The organism is Streptomyces sp. NPDC090798, assembly GCF_044768965.1.
Taxonomy (GTDB): Bacteria; Actinomycetota; Actinomycetes; order Streptomycetales; family Streptomycetaceae; genus Streptomyces.
Window position 1 is genome coordinate 214,116 of sequence record NZ_JBIVXA010000002.1, and the last position, 16,360, is coordinate 230,475.

Below are 16,360 nucleotides of genomic sequence, written 5' to 3' on the forward strand. Positions count from 1 at the left end.
GCCACGGCGGAGAGGAGCACCCGCATGTCCGACCACACGTACCGGGTCACCGAGATCGTCGGCACCTCCCACGAGGGCGTCGACAAGGCCATTCGCAACGGGATCGCCCGGGCCTCGCAGACCCTGCGCAACCTGGACTGGTTCGAGATCACCCAGGTCAGGGGGCAGATCGTGGACGGGGAGGTCGAGCACTACCAGGTCGGCCTGAAGGTCGGCTTCCGCCTGGAGGACGGCGCCTGAGCCCCGTCCGGCATCGGCATCCGCCGCACCGGGTCCCCCTTCTGGCGCCCCGGGAGGTCCCGCGGCCCGCCCTGCCTGGGGCCCCTCGAAAGCGGGGCCCCAGGCAGGGCGGCCCATTGGGGAGCGGTATCTCGGGCGGACCAGTCCGCGTCACCGGACGGGCCGAACCCGGCCGGCCTGCGGTGCCCCCAGCGGCGCCGCCGCACGCCGAAGCCCCGGCCGGAGCAGTCGGCCAAGCCGTGCGCGGCCCCGGACCGGAAGCCTTCGGCTTCGCCGAGCCGCGTCAACTGCTCCGTCTCCTCTCCGCGGAGGAGGCCCCGGCCCGCCCAGCCCACCGTGGGGCAACTTCTGGGCACGCCCTCAACTCCCCCCGACAGCCCCCCAGGGCCTGTCGTTTGGATCATGCCTGGGCCGCGGGGCCCAGCACGCACATCTGCACTCATCAGACGCCGCAAGCGAGGCGACCTGCTCCACACGACAGGACCTAGTGCCGCAACAGGCAACGTTCGCCCCGTCGCGACGGGGCGAACGTTGCCTGCCGCGGCACTAGGTCCGTCCCTCCCGCTCCTGTGCGTCCTTCAGTGCCGCGGACGCCGTGGCCCAGCGGGCTCGGACGACCCGGAAGCCGGCCCGTTCCGCCTCGTCGCAGACGAGTTCGTCGTCGTCGACGAGGACGTGGATCTCGCGGTCGCGCGCGAGCCGGCGCAGGACATCCAGCTTGGTGCGGCGGGCGGGCCTGCGGTCGTCGTCGCGTCGCATCCAGACGCGCCCCTCGGGCAACCCCTGCGCGGCCAGCCACTCGACGGTGTCGCGGCGGCAGCGCTCGGGACGGCCGGTCAGATAGACCACCTCGCACTCCTCCGTGCTGCGCAACGCCAGGGCCACCCCCTCCGCGAGCGGCGGATCCTGCGGCGCGGCCGCGAAGAACGCGTCCCAGTCCCGCGGCTTGCGCTCCAGGAACCGCTGCCGGTGCGCGCTGTCCGCGAGCGTGCCGTCGAGGTCGAACACGGCGAGCGGTCTGCTGGTCTTCTCCCTGGTCTTCTCCGTCACGCGGAACACCCTAGACAGGGCCGCCGACACCCGGCACACCACGGCCGCCGCCCGCCCCTGTGAGCCCGTAGTCCCCTCGCACCAACTTCCTTCATCACAAGCACTATTCACATCACCCAGCAAGCCCTTACCGTGATGCCTCGCACCGCATTTTGCACAGCATGTCGCACAACATTCGGTATTTCGAACGAGAGTAGGGCGGTGAAGGGACACCACCGCCCGGTTCTTCGGCATGCGGAGGTCTTTGTGAACCCCCCATTCGGCAGACGTCACTTCCTCACTGTCACCGGCACGTCCACGGCCGCCATGACCCTGGCCGCGGCCGGCGGCGGCACGGCCCACGCCTCGACCGGGACCAACACCTCGGGCGCCCCGGTCGCCCACGACGCCACCGCTCCCGTCCAGCCGTTCCCCCTCGGCTCGGTGACCCTCCTGGACAGCGCCTTCCGGGCCAACCAGCAGCGCAATTCCGCCTATCTGCGCTTCGTGGACACCGACCGGCTGCTCCACACCTTCCGTACGAACGTCGGCCTGCCCAGCAACGCCCAGCCGTGCGGTGGCTGGGAGGGCCCGAGCGTCGAGCTGCGCGGCCATTCGACCGGCCATCTGCTCTCCGGGCTCGCCCTCGCCTACGCCAACACCGGGGAACGGGCCCTGCGCGACAAGGGCCACCGGCTCGTCGCGGCGCTCGCCGAGTGCCAGGCCGCCTCCCCCGCCGCGGGCTTCGGCGCGGGCTATCTGTCCGCGTTCCCGGAGAGCTTCTTCGACCGCCTCGAAGCCGGGACCGGCGTATGGGCGCCGTACTACACGATCCACAAGATCATGGCCGGGCTGGTCGAGCAGCACCGGCTGACCGGCAGCGGGCAGGCTCTCGACGTCGTGCTGCGCCAGGCCGAGTGGGTCGACCGGCGCACCGAGCCGCTGTCGTACGAGCAGATGCAGCGGGTGCTGGAGACGGAGTTCGGCGGCATGAACGACGTGCTCGCCGATCTGTACGCCCTCACCGGCGACGACAAGTGGCTTGCCGTCGCCGAACGCTTCACGCACGCCCGCGTCTTCGATCCGCTGGCCAGGAACGAGGACAGGCTCGCGGGGCTGCACGCCAACACCCAGATCCCCAAGATGGTCGGCGCCCTGCGTCTGTGGGAGGAGGGTCTGCCCGACCGCTACCGCGCGCTCGCCGAGAACTTCTGGCGGATCGTCACCGACCACCACACCTATGTGATCGGCGGGAACAGCAACGGAGAGGGTTTTCACGCACCGGACGTCATCGCGGGCCAGTTGTCCGACAACACCTGCGAGAACTGCAACAGCTACAACATGCTGAAGCTGACCCGGCTGCTGCACTTCCACGCACCTCAGCGCACCGATCTGCTCGACTACTACGAGCGCGCCCTGTTCAACCAGATGCTCGGTGAGCAGGACCCGGACTCGGCGCACGGCTTCAACATCTACTACACGGGCCTGGGCCCCGGCGCCTTCAAGCGGCAGCCGTCCTTCATGGGCACCGACCCGGACGCGTACTCGACCGACTACGACAACTTCTCCTGCGACCACGGCACCGGCATGGAGACGCAGGCGAAGTTCGCCGACACGGTCTACTCGCACGACCGGCACCGCCTGCTGGTGAACCTGTTCATTCCGTCGCAGGTCAACTGGCGGGACAGAAACATTACTTGGCAGCAGAACACTTCCTTCCCGGACCGGTCGTCGACCGTGCTGACCGTCACCGCCGGACGGGCCGCGCACCAGCTCCTCGTCCGTATCCCGTCCTGGGCCGCGGACGCCCGGGCGACGCTCAACGGCCGCCCCCTGCCCGACCGTCCGGAGCCCGGCAGTTGGCTGACCCTCGACCGGGAGTGGCGCGCCGGGGACCGGGTCGAGGTGTCGCTGCCCCTGCGCACGGTCATCGAGCCCACGCCCGACGACCCCGACGTACAAGCCGTACTGCACGGCCCGGTGGTGCTGGCAGGGGCGTACGGGAACCGGGCGACGCCGTGGCTGCCGCGCCTGGACACGGGATCCGTACGGCTGGAGTCGCAGGACCCGCTGCGGTTCACCGCTCGCGCCGACGGCGAGGACGTCTCACTGCTGCCGATCTCCCGGGTGCACCATCAGCACTACTCCGTTTACTGGCAGACCGGCGAACCACCAACCCCGCCACCGGAGTTCGCCGCCTGGCACCGTTTCGACGAGACCTCCGGGACCACGGCCGCCGACGCCACCGGTAACGGGAAGGCGGCCCAGCTCGTCGGCGGTGCCGCCTGGACGACGACCGGCGCCGACGGCGGCGCGGTGACGCTCGACGGCACGGACGGACACATACGCCTGGCCGAGGACCTCCTCGCGGGCGCCGCCGTCTACACGCTGGCCACCTGGGTACGGCTGGACGGCCAACCCGGCGTCTGGAGCCGGGTGTTCGACCTCGGCACCGGCGTCACGGCCAACATGTTCCTCACCCCGCTCAGCGGCGACGGCACCCTCCGCTACGCCATCACCGCCGGGGGCGCGGGCGCCGAGCAGCGCATCGACGCCGCGCCGTTGCCCACCGACCGCTGGGTGCATGTGGCGGTGACGTACGGCGGCGGGACCGCCGTCCTGTACGTGGACGGGCGGGAGGCCGGAAGGAACACCCAAGTCAACGTGGAGCCACGCTACTTCGGCAACCACATCCGTGTCGGGTACCTCGGCAGGTCGCAGTACGCCGACCCCCTCTTGAGGGGTGCGGTCGACGACTTCCGCGTGTACGGCAAGACCCTCACGGCCGAGGAAGTCGCCGCGCTGGCCCAGGCCTAGGCGACGCCACCTCGACGGCGCGCAGGACGGATGGGGACGCGGAGCCGCCGCCCCCATCCGGATCACCAGAAACAAGGAGAGCCGCAGAAATGACCACCCCCGACCGGAACACGTCCTCGACGCCGCTCAACCCGTCCCGCCGCAGTCTGCTGCGCGCGATGGTCGCGATACCCGCGACCGCACTCGTGCTGGGCGAACTGCCCGGCCTGCTCGGCTCGGCCGCCGCGGCGGCTCCCGCCCACGGCTCGGCGACCCGCTACACCATCGTGCCGTTCCTCAACAGCGACGACGGCACCGTGAACGTCTACCAGTCCGACGACGCGACCGACTTCCGGCTCGTCAAGTCCTCCGCCTACACCCCGCCCAGCAACCGCATCCGCGACGCCAGCGTGTTCAAGCACACCGACGGCTACTACTACATCACCTACACCACGCACACCTGGCAGGACGTCAGCACCACGATCGGCTTCGCCCGCAGCTCCGACCGGGCCAGCTGGACCTTCCTGTACGACTACACGGTCCCGATCACCAGTCTGTCCCGCGCATGGGCCCCCGAGTGGTTCGTCGACAGCGACGGCAGCGTGAACATCATCGTGTCCTGCTCGACCACCGACGACGAGTGGATCTTCACGCCATATGTGATGAGGGCCGTCAACTCCACGCTCACCGCCTGGAGTTCGCCCGTCGCCCTGTCCGGCATCGGCACCAACCACATCGACACGTTCATCGTGAGGATCGGCTCCACCTACCACGCGTTCCCGAAGAACGAGACGACGAAGTACATCGAGTACGCCACCGCCTCCAGCCTGGCCGGGCCGTACACCGTCACCCGGACCGGCGACTGGGCCGGCTGGGGTGGCACCCGTGAGGGTCCCTCGGTGATCCAGCTCGACAACGGCGCCTGGCGGATCTTCTTCGACGGCTACGGCGACGGCAGTTACTACTACAGCGACAGCTACGACACCTTCGCGACCTGGACCGCCCCGAAGAAGCTGCCCGGTATCTCCGGCACGGCCCGGCACTTCACCGTGATCAAGGAGACGGTGTCCGGCGGCGTGAACCTGGCGACCGGTGTCACCCGTTCCTTCCGGTCGGGCAACTACTCCACCCGCTCCTGGCAGGAGCAGTCCGCGCTGCTCAACCTGCCCGTGGTCACCAGCTCCAGCACCACCGCCGAGAAGCAGGCATCCACCTTCACCGTGGTGCCCGGCCTCGCCGACGCGAACGCGTACTCCTTCCGGGACGCGGCCGGCGACTACCTGCGCCACTGGGACTTCCGGGCCCGCTTCGACGCCAACGACGGTACGTCGACGTTCGCCAGGGACGCCACGTTCGTCATCCGTACCGGCACCCCCGACGGCGCCGTCCGCTTCGAGTCGTACAACTACCCGGGCCACTACCTGCGCCACTACAACTACCAGCTCCGCGTGGACGTGTCGGACGGCACCGACCTCTTCCGTCAGGACAGCTCCTTCGTTCCCGCGACGGCCTGGGCATGAGCGCCACATCCACATCCGCAGCCGCACCCACAGCCACAGCCACAGCCGAGAAGAGAGGGAGAAGAAGCTGATGAGCGACCACCCCAGCCCCCTTCAACCGTCCCGCCGCACCGTGCTGGGCGCGATGGCCGCCCTCACCGCCTCCTTCGCGATCGGCGCCCCGTCCGCCCGTGCCGCGACCGGATCCGCGTACGTGATGGGCTACTTCACCGAGTCCCCGAACGGCCTCGGCGACGACTACGGCCTCCACCTGGCCGTCAGCACCGACTCACTCCAGTGGATGCCGCTGAACCAGAACAACCCGGTCGTGACGCCGACCGGGGGCACCGGCGGCCTGCGCGACCCGTTCATCCTGCGCAAGCGGGACGGCACGTTCGTCGTGCTCGCCACCGACCTCAAGGGCACCGACTGGAGCCTGCAGAGCCAGTACATCCACGTCTGGGACTCCACCGATCTGCGCTCCTTCACCGGCTACCGGCGACTGAAGCTGCACGACATGGCCACCCACAGCTGGGCTCCGGAGGCGTACTGGGACGCGGGACGCGGCCAGTACGGGATCATCTACTCGGCCGTCAACTCCACGGGCCACAACGTCATCATGGTGAACTACACCACCGACTTCGTGACCGCGTCGACAGCGCGGGTCTTCTTCGACCCCGGCTACGACATCATCGACGGCGACCTGGCCGTGGGCGTCGGCGGAGTCAACTACCTCTACTTCAAGAAGGACCAGACGCTGGTCGGCGCCAGGTCGGCCTCCCTGGATCCGGGCAGCTTCACCGTGTTCAGCACGCCCGTCGCGCACGGCGGCACCGAGGCCCCGATCCTCGTCAAGTCGCAGACGTCGGCCACTTGGTACCTCTGGGGAGACACCTACACCCCGAACGGTGTCTTCTACGCCTGGCAGGCCGACGACCTCGCCGCCGGCACCTGGACCGCGGTCGACCAGCGGCTCTACACCCAGCCGGTCAACTCCAAGCACGGCACCATCCAGCCGATCACCGCCACCCAGTACGACAACCTCGTGGCGGCGTACGGCAAGCCCAGCTGGAACCGCGTCAAGTCCTACAACTACCCGGACCGTTACCTCCGCCACGCGAACTACGTCGGCCGCATCGACGCCTACCCGTTCGACCCGTACACCGACGCGGAGTGGAAGCTCGTGCCGGGGCTCGCCGACAGCTCCGGGGTGTCCTTCCAGTCCGTCAGCCATCCCACGCGCTATCTCAGGCACTACGACTACCAGCTGCGGCTGGACGTCAACGACAGCACGACGACGTTCGCGCAGGACGCCACGTTCTACCGGACCGCGGGCCTGGCCGACACCTCCTGGTCATCCTTCCGCTCCTTCAACTATCCGGACCGTCACATCCGCCACGCAGACTTCGTCCTGCGCATCGATCCCATCTCCACCAGCACCGAGAAGGCCGACGCCACGTTCTCGGTCGGCTACTGACGCCTCGTCATCCCCTGTCCCCAGCCCTCAGGAGACACCCCCATGTCACCTCTCCGAAGAGTCCTCGCCACTCTGGCCGCGGCCGCCGCGGCCCTCAGCGGACTCACGGCGACCGCCCCCGCCGCGGCGGCCGCCGACTCGGGCACCTTCAACGTGCTCAGCTACAACGTCGCCGGACTCCCCGAGAGCCTCTCCAGCGCCTCGACCCCGCGCGACACCAGCACCACGGCGATAGGGCAGCGGCTCGGCCCTTACGACATCGTCCACGTGGAGGAGGACTTCAACTACCACGCCTATCTCTACGCGGGTGACACCACGCATGCCTACCGCACACCCACCAGCGGCGGCGCCGGGATCGGCAGCGGGCTCAACACCCTGTCGAAGATCTCCTACGACACCGACGACTTCGAGCGGGTGCACTGGAACTCGTGCCAGATCGACTCGGGCGACTGCCTGACCCCCAAGGGCTTCACGTTCATGCGGGAGCGGCTGGCCGAGGGCGTCTACGTCGACTTCTACAACCTGCACACCAACGCGGGCACGAACGACGGCGACCTGGCCTCGCGGGCGGACAACCTCAACCAGCTCACGGCCTTCATCCGGAGCCACTCCAAGGGCAACGCCGTGGTGGTCATGGGTGACACCAACACCCGCTACACGCGCACCGGCGACACGATCGCCGAGTTCGGCGCGGCCAACGGCCTGACCGACGCCTGGGTCAAGCTCATCCGCGGCGGCACCCCGCCCACCAAGGGCAGCGACGCGCTGGTCTGCGACCAGACCGGCGCCACCGTGCCCAACACCTGCGAGGTCGTGGACAAGATCCTTTACCGCGGCAGCAAGCTGGTCACGCTCGACGCCACGAGCTACAACAACGAGCACGCGAGCTTCCTGACCTCGGACGGGCTGATGCTCTCCGACCACGACCCGATCACCGCCAAGTTCACCTGGTCGCGCAACGCCGCGTTCCAGCTGAGCGACCAGTTCGGCGGCCCGCACGGGGACTACTTCAACGACATCGACAGGGTGCCGGCCGGGGCCAGGGCGACCGCCCTCACCCTGCGCAGCGGCTCGCGCGTCGACCAGATGGGCCTGACGCTGAGCAACGGCGCAACGCTGACCCACGGCGGCACGGGCGGCACCGCCTCGTCGCTCACGCTCGGCAGCGGCGAGTACGTCACCTCGGCGCAGCTGTGCCAGGGCGTGAAGGACGGCAACACCCGGATCTTCTATGCCAAGTTCACCACCAACCTCGGCAACAGCCTGGCGGGTGGTACGACGACCTCGGACTGCGTGACCCGTACGGCGGCGTCGGGCTGGCAGATCGCCGGGTTCCACGGCCGCACGGGCGACGAGGTCGACAAGATCGGTTTCATCTACACCCAGCGCTGACCGGACACGACCGAGCCCGTGGCCCCTGGTGTACGCGCACCAGGGGCCACGGGCTCACTTGCTCACTCACTCACGAGGCCCGGCTCACTCACGAGGAGAGCCACTCGGTGGCGTTCAGCGCGAGCGCGGCGTTGGTGGCGCCGGTGTCGTTCCAGCCGTCGTACAGCGTGTTGCCGGACTGACCGGTGCCGTCGTCGATCGGCGAACTGTCGCCCCAGAAGGCGACCTTGCCGCTGCCGAAGGTGCTGGTGGCGAAGAAGGCCCCGGTGTTGCCCGAGTAACCGGAGCGGTAGAGCAGGCCCTTGACCGCCGAGTTGTCGGCGGGCTTCAGCGTGGCCGTCGTACCGTTGGCGATCAGGCTCTTGGTGACGGTGCCGAACGAGCCGTGCAGGACCGCGTTGGTGCTGTCGCTGATCGCCGCGGGGTAGCCCGAGCTGATGTTCAGCGAGTCGATGGAGAAGCCGAACGGGTCGGTGGAGTCGACGCTGTTGTTGGTCATCAGGTCGTTGAGGATCTTCACCGCGTCGTAGCCGTCGCTGTTGCGGTCGGCCCCGGTGTGGTCGGAGATCATGAACAGACCGCCGCCGTTCTTGACGAACGTCATGATCGCGGTCTTCTCGGCCGTGGTGAAGAGCGTGTTGGGCTCGGGCAGCACCAGCGTGTCGAACTTCGACAGGTCGGTGGCCGAGGTGCCGCCGTACGTGAGCTTGGAGCCCGAAGGCAGCGTGTCCAGGCTGTAGTCGCCGGTCTTCTGCAGGGCCACGCCCCACGAGGAGAGCGCGCCGGTCCAGTCGGTCTCGGAGGACGGCGAGGAGTCCTCGCTCAGCGGGTTCGGCTGGCTGGTGGAGATGATCCAGTCGGCGTTGCCCGCCGTCTCCGCGTGGCCGTTGTCGAACAGGACGCGGTGGGTGGTGGCCGCGTGCGCGGGGGCGGCGGTGGTCGTCTGGAGCGCGGCTCCCGTGAGCAGCACGCCGAGCGCGGTGAGGGCGACGGCGAGTCTGTGGCGGGGCCTTGTGGGGGTGAGCATCCGGCATTCCTCCATGGGTGGGGGCGGGGGAAGGGGCGGTGCGGGGCGCCGATCTGCGCGCGTAGAACGGTCATTGAACGACTGCCGTTCGACACAACGGTGGACAGTACAGACATGATCAAGGCCGGCGGGAGACCCTGCCGCGACTTATCATCAACCTCTTACCTTGCGCCACAACCGGCGCCGGATTCGGGCCAGTTGGCGACTCGCGCGACAGCTGACCGCGACCGGTGGCCGGTGCCCCGTCAGGACGCGTCGACCAGCCAGGGTCTGACCTGCCTGCGTGCCTCGTGCAGCCGGGACTTGAGCGTGCCGAGCGGAATGCCGACGCGCTCGGCGACCTCGGCGTATTCCAGCTGGCAGATGTCCCGGTAGACCAACGGCGCGACCAGATGCGGGTGTTCGCGCTCCAGGCGCTCCAGCGCCTCCAGGAGGTCGATGCGGGAGCCGGCGATCACGCTCGTGGTGCGCGGGTCGACGTGCTGCGAGGCGTCGATGACGTCCGGCTGCTCGGCGGCCCGCCGCTTCAGCTCGCGGTACTTCTGACGGGCGCAGTTGGCCACGACCGTGTAGAGCCAGGTGCTGAACCGGCTGCGCCCCTCGAACGAGGTGACCTTCCGCGCCACCTGGAGGAGGACGTCCTGTGCTGCCTCCTCGGCGTCCTCGCGGCAGGGCAGGAAGCGCCCACAGCGCCGCACGACCTCCGGCCGGATTCCCTGGAGCAGCAGGTCGAGGGCTGCCGGATCGCCCGAGGCCGCGCGCAGCGCGAGCTCCTCGGTCGCCGCCGCGTCCTGCACTGAGTGCTCCCCTCGGTGTCGATCAGAGGCCAGGCATCATAGTTGCATGCGCTCGCCCGGCGGTGTTCGAAGGGCGGACGGGCGCGACGTGCCCCGGGACCGGTTCGTCGAACGCGGGCCGCCCCCTCGGGTCCTGGAAGGTCTCTGTCAACCCCGGGGCGGTTCGGGTTCCCCGGGCTGCAGCGCGTACAGCTGTGGGAGGTTGACCACGATCGCCTCCTGCGTGCTGCGGGCGATGACGACCACGGCCTCTTCGGCGGGGTCCGGGTTCTCCTCGCGGTGCGGCACGAACGGGGGGACGAAGATGTAGTCCCCGGGAGACGTGTGCAGGCGCACCTCTCGCGACTGCGGGCCCGAGTCGTCGAGGAAGACGAACTCGGGGTGACCGCTCACCACGTAGATGGCGGTCTCGGACTCGCCGTGATGGTGGTCGGAGGAGGAAGTGGAGGGGGCGACGTGGGTCTGGCCCATCCACAGCTTCTCGGAGCCGACCGACCTGCCGCTGACGGCGGCGAACCTGCGCGTGCCTCCGCTCTGTGCCGTGTCGCCGTCGAGAGCGTCGGCGCGGATGTGGTGCAGGCGGGTGTGCAGGGGCGCCACCGGATGCCCGGCGGTGTCGTGGAGATGGGGGTGGAATCCTTCGCCGGGGGTCGTCAACGGCTCGCTCATGGGTGGGGACGCTAAAGTCGCCCGGAAAAGGATGTCAAGAGGTGTCCATTGTCCTTCACCTGCGGCAACGTTCCTGCAATGCGGGAGGGGGACCGATGGAAGCCCTCGTGACGGGCGCCTTGTCGGGCATGATGTGCGCATGCATATCTCCGCGAAGGCGGACTACGCCATGCGGACCCTGTTGGAGCTCGCCCGCGAACCCGCCCGGCCGCTCACGTGCGAGGCCGTCGCCTCTTCCCAGCAGATCCCCTTCCGGTTCCTGAAGTCGGTGGTGGGCGAGTTGCGGAAGGCCGGTCTGGTGCGCAGTCAGCGCGGCTGCGAGGGCGGGTACTGGCTCGGCCGGCCGGCCGACGAGATCACGCTCCTGGATGTCGCGCGCGCCGTGGACGGCGAGTTGATCACCTTGCGGGGTGAGTCACTGGCCGGGCTCGACTACCCCGGCCCCGCGTCCGGTCTGCCCGGGGTGTGGCGCCAGGTCGAGGCGGACGCCGCCGCGGTCCTGGGCGGGACGACCCTGGCCGCGCTGCTGCCCGCCGAGGCGGGCGCGGGGCTGGGCGGAAAGGGAACCGCGTGACGGTCGTACCGGACCGCCCCGCGGTGGAGGTGGTGGAGTACACCGACCCGATGTGCCCCTGGGCCTGGGGGGTCCGAGCCCGTCTTCCGCCGCCTGCGTGCGGCGCTGGACGGCCGGGTCCGCTGGCGCCGCGCGTACCGCATCCTCTTCGACCACGACGACCCGCCGCCCGACCCCGCGGCGGAGACCGCCTGGTACGCGCGCTACGTCGAGGACATCAGCACCCACACGCAGGCGCCGCGGGCGCTCCGGCTGAGCCGCGTGGCGGCGAGTTCGTGGCCGTCCTCGCTGGTCGCCAAGGCCGCCGAACCGCAGGGCGCCGAAGTGGCCGAGCGAGTGCTGCGGCGGCTGCGGGAGAGCGTCTTCGTCCTCGGGGAACCTGCGGACACCCCCGCGCCGGCGCTGTCGGCCGTATCGGGCACGCCTGGCCTGGATCGTGAGCGGCTGGCCACCGGCGGCAGCACGGACCATGTCCTGGCCATCGACTACGCGTTGCGTCCGGTGCTGAGTTCCATGGGCGCCTCGCACATCGTGCCCGGCTGGTTCACGCTCGACAAGGACGTCACCGTCGGCGACGACGGCGCACTGACCGTCGCGCCCGCTGCCGCCACGGCACTGGAGCAGGTCACGGACCACTTCTCCGCCACGCTGGGAGGCCGCACGACCGTGCTCGCGCCCACGGGGTGATCCGACACCGGAATCACCATCGGCGAAAGCCAGTCGGCCCAGCTTCGCCACAACTCCCGCGGATTGCTCTCCGATCCTCTCCCGTCCCCCGGGTGTTGGCCGTCGGCGAGACCCCGACACCGAGGAGGAGCGCCCTCCACACGGTGGCGCGTGCTCGGCGGCCGATGTGACCGGTAGGCTTCAACAGCCCGACCGTTGCCAGGAGCAGCAACCCGTCCAAGGACAGCGGCCACAGCGCTGCGCTCGTGGCATCCGCCCCGCCCTGGAGAGCAAATGCCCGCTGGTGAACAGATACCAGGCCATCCCGACCGTGGTCGAACCCACCGGCTCACGGTCCTTCCGGCGGGTTGTCCATGCTGAGGGATCCCCTCGATCGGATCGGCCGCTACCGTCTGGACCGGCGTCTCGGCGCGGGTGGCTTCGGCGTCGTCTGGCTCGCCCACGACGAGGTGCTCGAGGCAGTCGTAGCCCTGAAGGTACTGTCCGACAACTGGGCCGACCACCTCGACGTCCGGGAACGTTTCCTCTCCGAGGCCCGGCTGCTGCGCAAGGCCGACTCGAACCGGGTCGTCCAGGTCTACGACATCGGTGAACTCCCCGACGGCAGGCCCTACTTCGTGATGGAGTACGCCGACGGAGGCACCCTCACCGACCGGATCGAGGCCGGTCCGCTGCCCATCGCCGAGGCGCTGCGGCTGACGGCCCTCGCGGCGCGGGGCGCGGCCGCGCTGCACGAGGCCGGGATCGTGCACCGCGACATCAAGCCGTCCAACGTACTGCTGCGCACCTCGTCCGGCGGCGCCGACCGCGTCCTGCTCGCCGACCTCGGGCTCGCCAAGAGCCTGGCGCAGGCCTCCGGGCTGACGATGGCGGCGGGTTCCGCGGGTTACACCCCGCCCGAGCAGGCCCAGCCCGGTTCGGGCATCGACGCGCGGGCCGATGTGTACAGCCTCGGCGCCCTGGGCTACCACCTGGTCACGGGGTCGGTCCCCGGGCCGCCCGGCAAGGTCGTACGACCCGAGCGGCTCCGTACGGATCTGGCCCCGGACGTGCGGCGGGCGCTGCTGCGCGCCATGGAACCCGACCGCGAGCGGCGCTGGCCCACGGCGCTGAGCCTGGCGGTGGAGTTGGAACGGCTGGCCGAACAGGTGTCGATGGGGACGGTCCGCGTGCCCCGACGCCGTCGGCGGACCGTGCTGGTGGCCGTGGCCGCCGCGGTCGTGGTCGGCGCGGCCGGTGTGACCACCGCACTCATGACACGGCGGTCCCACGCCCCGTCCGTGACGGTCGAGGACGCCTCCGGACAGGTCTCGGTCGAGGTTCCGGACGGGTGGGGCCGCCAACTGCGTGACTCCGGGTGGAATCCGCGGACCGTGGGCCTGTCGGACACACACGAACCGGGTCTCGCCGTCGCGGACGACCTGGCGAAGTGGCAGGACCTGGCCTCGGACGTGGACGGGGTGTTCGTCGGCCTGAGCGAACACGGCGACGTGCGCGGCAGGGTCGGGGCGATCGCCCACGCCGACTGCCACTACGAAGGCAGCCGTACCTACACGGGCACGCGCTGGCACGGGCTGATCCGGACCTGGAACGCCTGTCCGGGCAGCCATGGCTCGCTCACGGAGGCGGGGCTCACCTCAGCGGGCGGGAATCAGCAGCCACAGCTGTACGTCCAGATCCGCCAGACCGCCGGCAACGGCGCGACGACCGACCGGGTACTCGGCTCCATACGGGGCGGAGGCCGACCCGCGGGAAGCTGACGCGCCGAAGGCTGACGAGTGGGAGGCTGACGAACGGCGCCGGGGCCCGGATCGCGGTCCCCGTCCCGGCATCCGCGGAAATCGCGCCTCCAGTCCGCGAACTTTTTCGCCTGCCCGAGCATCGGAAACTGGTGACGGCGCACAGAGCGCCGTTCGCACGCCGATTCAGGGCGCGTGCGGTGAATTCCAAGGAGTGTTGACATGGCGACCTTCCGGCCCGGCGACGCGGTTCCCGTCCGCCGTCCGTCCTCCCCCACCCACAGGGCAGCGCTGGTCGCGGGTGTCGCGCTGCTCGGCCTCCTCACGGCCTGCGGCACCGACCACGGCGCCGCCAGTCCTCCGCAGAAGCTCTCCGGGACGGCCGAGCCGGCCTCCGGCGACAAGACCACGGACACCACCGGTACGGGCGCCGCCCCGACCGGTTCCGCCACGCCATCGGCGGCGGCCTCGAATTCGTCGTCGACCTCGAACTCGTCCTCGTCCTCGACCGGGAGCGGCTCGTCCGGCAGCACCCGGTGCCACACCTCGGAGCTGCGCGCGACGGTCGGCGCCAACGATCCGGGCGCCGGTCAGGAGAACTTCCCCGTCGTCCTCACCAATATCTCCCACCGCACCTGCACCCTGCGCGGCTTCCCCGGAGCGGCGTTCGTCGACGCGTCGGGCAACCAGCTCGGACCCGACCCGAAGCGCTCCGCCGGTACGCCGACGACGGTCACGCTGACGCCGGGGCGGAGCGCGTGGGCGGGGCTGACGTTCTCCAATCCGGAGATCAGCGGCGCGAAGACGGCGACAGCCGCCACGCTGATCGTCACGCCGCCCGACGAGCGGGACCCGCTCGAGGTGGCGTGGAAGGGGGGCGAGGTACCGGTGTCCGGAAACGCCTCCTCGGTGTCCCTGACGGTCGTCCGGTCAGGCACCGGCGCCTGACCCCGCCGGTCCCGCTCTCCTCCGGCCCGCGCTGACCCGGTTGGCTGGGAACGGTTTGTCACGGAACAGCAACACGTGCCGGTCCCGGCGACCTTTCCCGACCATCCACGCATCACACCGTTTGACGCACCCCGCAGAGCGGCGCGTCACAGGAACGGAAGCTCCCGCCCGCGGGCGGGAGCCGGACCAAGGACATCGGGGGTTCATCATGACCGGCATCTCACGCAGGCGTCTGCTGGCCGCGACGGCATCGACGGGCGCGCTGGGCGGCCTGGGCGCGCTCACCGCCTGCTCGGCGAACGACTGGTCCGTCGGCAGCAGCGCCAAGGGGGACACGAGCGGCAAGTCCCCCAAGCCGAAGCTGATCGGCGACGGCTCCACCGCCGACACCGGGGCCCAGCCCAAGCAGCCGAAGGCCGAGCGGCTGAAGCCGGGCGAGCGCCCGCCGCAGTTCGTGGTCTTCTCCTGGGACGGCGCGGGCGAGCTCAGCAACAAGCTGTTCTCCCGCTTCCGCAAGGTCGCCGCCGACCACGGCGCCTCGATGACGTTCTTCCTCAGCGGCATCTACACGCTGCCCGAGTCGAAGAAGCACCTCTACAGCCCGCCCCAGCACCCCGTGGGCGCCTCCGCGATCGGCTACCTCTCCGACCGGCACATCCACTCCACGATCCAGCAGATCCGGGCCGCGTGGCTGGAGGGCCACGAGATCGGCACCCACTTCAACGGCCACTTCTGCGGCGCGGACGGGGTGCGCCGCTGGTCCCCCGCCGAGTGGCGCAGCGAGATCGCGCAGGCGAAGAAGTTCGTCACCGAGTGGAAGACCAACACCGGCTTCACCGACCTCGAACCCTTCCCCTTCGACTACGAGAAGGAGCTGATCGGCGGCCGCGCCCCGTGTCTGGAGGGCCAGTCCAACCTGCTGCCGACCGCCGCCGCCCTCGGCTGGAAGTACGACGCCAGCAGCCCCGGCGGCCTGCAGATGTGGCCCGGCAAGGTCCAGGGCGGCAAGGTCTGGGACTTCCCGCTGCAGTCCATACCCTTCCCCGGCCACTCCTTCCAGGTCCTGTCGATGGACTACAACCTGATGGCCAACCAGTCCCACGCCAACCCGCTCGGGGACAAGTCCATGTACGACGCCTGGCGCGCCCAGGCCCGCGACAGCTACCTCGCCGGCTTCCGCCGCGCCTACGAGAGCAACCGCGCCCCCTTCTTCATCGGCAACCACTTCGAACGCTGGAACGGGGGGATATACATGGACGCGGTCGAGCAGGCCATCGAGCAGATCGCCGGGCACGACGACGTGCGCCTGGTCTCCTTCCGCCAGCTCGTCCAGTGGCTGGAGGCCCAGGACCCGGCCGTACTGCGCAAGCTGCGCACCCTCAACCCCGGACAGTCGCCCCTCGGCGGCTGGTCGGAGTTCCTGGGCACGGCGGCCTCGCAGTCGGCCACGGCGAGTTCCTGACGCCTCCGACGCCGACCACCACTC

General features: G+C 70.0%; 14 protein-coding genes and 1 pseudogene. 10 read left to right on the top strand and 5 right to left on the bottom strand.

Annotated elements, in window-relative coordinates; all coding sequences use genetic code 11:
* The first annotated feature begins 24 nt into the window (after window positions 1-24).
* Window positions 25-240: a dodecin gene (locus ACIQTP_RS05235; RefSeq protein ID WP_067360726.1), complete on the top strand. Its 216-nt coding sequence runs from the start codon at window positions 25-27 to the stop codon at window positions 238-240.
* Between the two features lie 546 nt (window positions 241-786).
* Here ACIQTP_RS05235 and ACIQTP_RS05240 read toward each other — a convergent pair.
* A complete protein-coding gene (locus ACIQTP_RS05240) occupies window positions 787-1,299 on the bottom strand; it encodes a hypothetical protein (RefSeq protein ID WP_403396466.1) in 513 nt (170 codons plus the stop codon).
* Window positions 1,300-1,536: 237 nt separating this feature from the next.
* Here ACIQTP_RS05240 and ACIQTP_RS05245 point away from each other — a divergent pair, with 237 nt between their 5' ends.
* The 4 genes from ACIQTP_RS05245 (at window position 1,537) to ACIQTP_RS05260 (ending at window position 8,433) form a co-directional block, all read left to right on the top strand.
* On the top strand, window positions 1,537-4,086 hold the full coding sequence (locus ACIQTP_RS05245) for a beta-L-arabinofuranosidase domain-containing protein (RefSeq protein WP_403396469.1): 2,550 nt from the start codon (window positions 1,537-1,539) through the stop codon (window positions 4,084-4,086).
* Window positions 4,087-4,175: 89 nt separating this feature from the next.
* On the top strand, window positions 4,176-5,585 hold the full coding sequence (locus tag ACIQTP_RS05250) for an AbfB domain-containing protein (RefSeq protein WP_403396471.1): 1,410 nt from the start codon (window positions 4,176-4,178) through the stop codon (window positions 5,583-5,585).
* Window positions 5,586-5,655: 70 nt separating this feature from the next.
* Entirely contained in the window at window positions 5,656-7,041 is a 1,386-nt protein-coding gene (locus ACIQTP_RS05255; protein WP_403396473.1) for a glycoside hydrolase family 43 protein, read from the top strand.
* 42 nt (window positions 7,042-7,083) lie between these two features.
* Complete coding sequence (locus ACIQTP_RS05260; protein ID WP_403396476.1) at window positions 7,084-8,433, top strand: jacalin-like lectin; 1,350 nt, start codon at window positions 7,084-7,086, stop codon at window positions 8,431-8,433.
* Window positions 8,434-8,521: 88 nt separating this feature from the next.
* On the opposite strand, the gene ACIQTP_RS05265 is transcribed toward ACIQTP_RS05260, so the two are convergent.
* From ACIQTP_RS05265 to ACIQTP_RS05275, 3 genes are all read right to left on the bottom strand, one after another.
* Window positions 8,522-9,460: a hydrolase gene (locus ACIQTP_RS05265; protein WP_402033795.1), complete on the bottom strand. Its 939-nt coding sequence runs from the start codon at window positions 9,458-9,460 to the stop codon at window positions 8,522-8,524.
* A 245-nt stretch (window positions 9,461-9,705) separates the two neighbouring features.
* On the bottom strand, window positions 9,706-10,257 hold the full coding sequence (locus tag ACIQTP_RS05270; RefSeq protein ID WP_402033797.1) for an RNA polymerase sigma factor: 552 nt from the start codon (window positions 10,255-10,257) through the stop codon (window positions 9,706-9,708).
* Between the two features lie 147 nt (window positions 10,258-10,404).
* Window positions 10,405-10,926, bottom strand: a complete 522-nt coding sequence (locus ACIQTP_RS05275; RefSeq protein WP_403396478.1) for a cupin domain-containing protein — start codon at window positions 10,924-10,926, stop codon at window positions 10,405-10,407.
* Window positions 10,927-11,065: 139 nt separating this feature from the next.
* On the opposite strand from ACIQTP_RS05275, the gene ACIQTP_RS05280 reads away from it, so the two are divergent.
* Both ACIQTP_RS05280 and ACIQTP_RS05285 read left to right on the top strand, forming a co-directional pair.
* The gene (locus ACIQTP_RS05280; RefSeq protein ID WP_403396480.1) at window positions 11,066-11,500 is read left to right on the top strand and encodes an RrF2 family transcriptional regulator; all 435 of its coding nucleotides are present in this window, start codon (window positions 11,066-11,068) and stop codon (window positions 11,498-11,500) included.
* 444 nt (window positions 11,501-11,944) lie between these two features.
* Window positions 11,945-12,187, top strand: a pseudogene (locus ACIQTP_RS05285) (FMN reductase (NADPH)); the annotation flags it as partial.
* Between the two features lie 13 nt (window positions 12,188-12,200).
* Here the strand turns inward: ACIQTP_RS05285 and ACIQTP_RS05290 are convergent.
* Window positions 12,201-12,485, bottom strand: coding sequence for a DUF2637 domain-containing protein (locus tag ACIQTP_RS05290; RefSeq protein ID WP_403397261.1), 285 nt, complete (start codon window positions 12,483-12,485; stop codon window positions 12,201-12,203).
* A gap of 55 nt (window positions 12,486-12,540) precedes the next feature.
* On the opposite strand from ACIQTP_RS05290, the gene ACIQTP_RS05295 reads away from it, so the two are divergent.
* The 3 genes from ACIQTP_RS05295 to ACIQTP_RS05305 all read left to right on the top strand — a co-directional run bounded on the left by ACIQTP_RS05295 (window position 12,541) and on the right by ACIQTP_RS05305 (window position 16,336).
* Window positions 12,541-13,947 carry a serine/threonine-protein kinase gene (locus ACIQTP_RS05295; RefSeq protein ID WP_403396482.1) on the top strand — a complete coding sequence of 469 codons (1,407 nt, stop codon included), beginning with the start codon at window positions 12,541-12,543 and terminating at the stop codon, window positions 13,945-13,947.
* 201 nt (window positions 13,948-14,148) lie between these two features.
* Entirely contained in the window at window positions 14,149-14,874 is a 726-nt protein-coding gene (locus tag ACIQTP_RS05300) for a DUF4232 domain-containing protein (protein ID WP_403396484.1), read from the top strand.
* Between the two features lie 208 nt (window positions 14,875-15,082).
* Complete coding sequence (locus tag ACIQTP_RS05305; RefSeq protein WP_403396487.1) at window positions 15,083-16,336, top strand: hypothetical protein; 1,254 nt, start codon at window positions 15,083-15,085, stop codon at window positions 16,334-16,336.
* Window positions 16,337-16,360: the final 24 nt, after the last annotated feature.

Excerpts from the sequence above, each read along its gene's own strand:
- ACIQTP_RS05235 (WP_067360726.1), top strand. The coding sequence starts at position 25 with ATGTCCGACCACACGTACCGGGTCACCGAGATCGTCGGCACCTCCCAC.
- ACIQTP_RS05250 (WP_403396471.1), top strand. The coding sequence starts at position 4,176 with ATGACCACCCCCGACCGGAACACGTCCTCGACGCCGCTCAACCCGTCC.
- ACIQTP_RS05255 (WP_403396473.1), top strand. The coding sequence starts at position 5,656 with ATGAGCGACCACCCCAGCCCCCTTCAACCGTCCCGCCGCACCGTGCTG.
- ACIQTP_RS05260 (WP_403396476.1), top strand. The coding sequence starts at position 7,084 with ATGTCACCTCTCCGAAGAGTCCTCGCCACTCTGGCCGCGGCCGCCGCG.
- ACIQTP_RS05265 (WP_402033795.1), bottom strand. The coding sequence starts at position 9,460 with ATGCTCACCCCCACAAGGCCCCGCCACAGACTCGCCGTCGCCCTCACC.
- ACIQTP_RS05275 (WP_403396478.1), bottom strand. The coding sequence starts at position 10,926 with ATGAGCGAGCCGTTGACGACCCCCGGCGAAGGATTCCACCCCCATCTC.
- ACIQTP_RS05280 (WP_403396480.1), top strand. The coding sequence starts at position 11,066 with ATGCATATCTCCGCGAAGGCGGACTACGCCATGCGGACCCTGTTGGAG.
- ACIQTP_RS05295 (WP_403396482.1), top strand. The coding sequence starts at position 12,541 with ATGCTGAGGGATCCCCTCGATCGGATCGGCCGCTACCGTCTGGACCGG.
- ACIQTP_RS05300 (WP_403396484.1), top strand. The coding sequence starts at position 14,149 with ATGGCGACCTTCCGGCCCGGCGACGCGGTTCCCGTCCGCCGTCCGTCC.
- ACIQTP_RS05305 (WP_403396487.1), top strand. The coding sequence starts at position 15,083 with ATGACCGGCATCTCACGCAGGCGTCTGCTGGCCGCGACGGCATCGACG.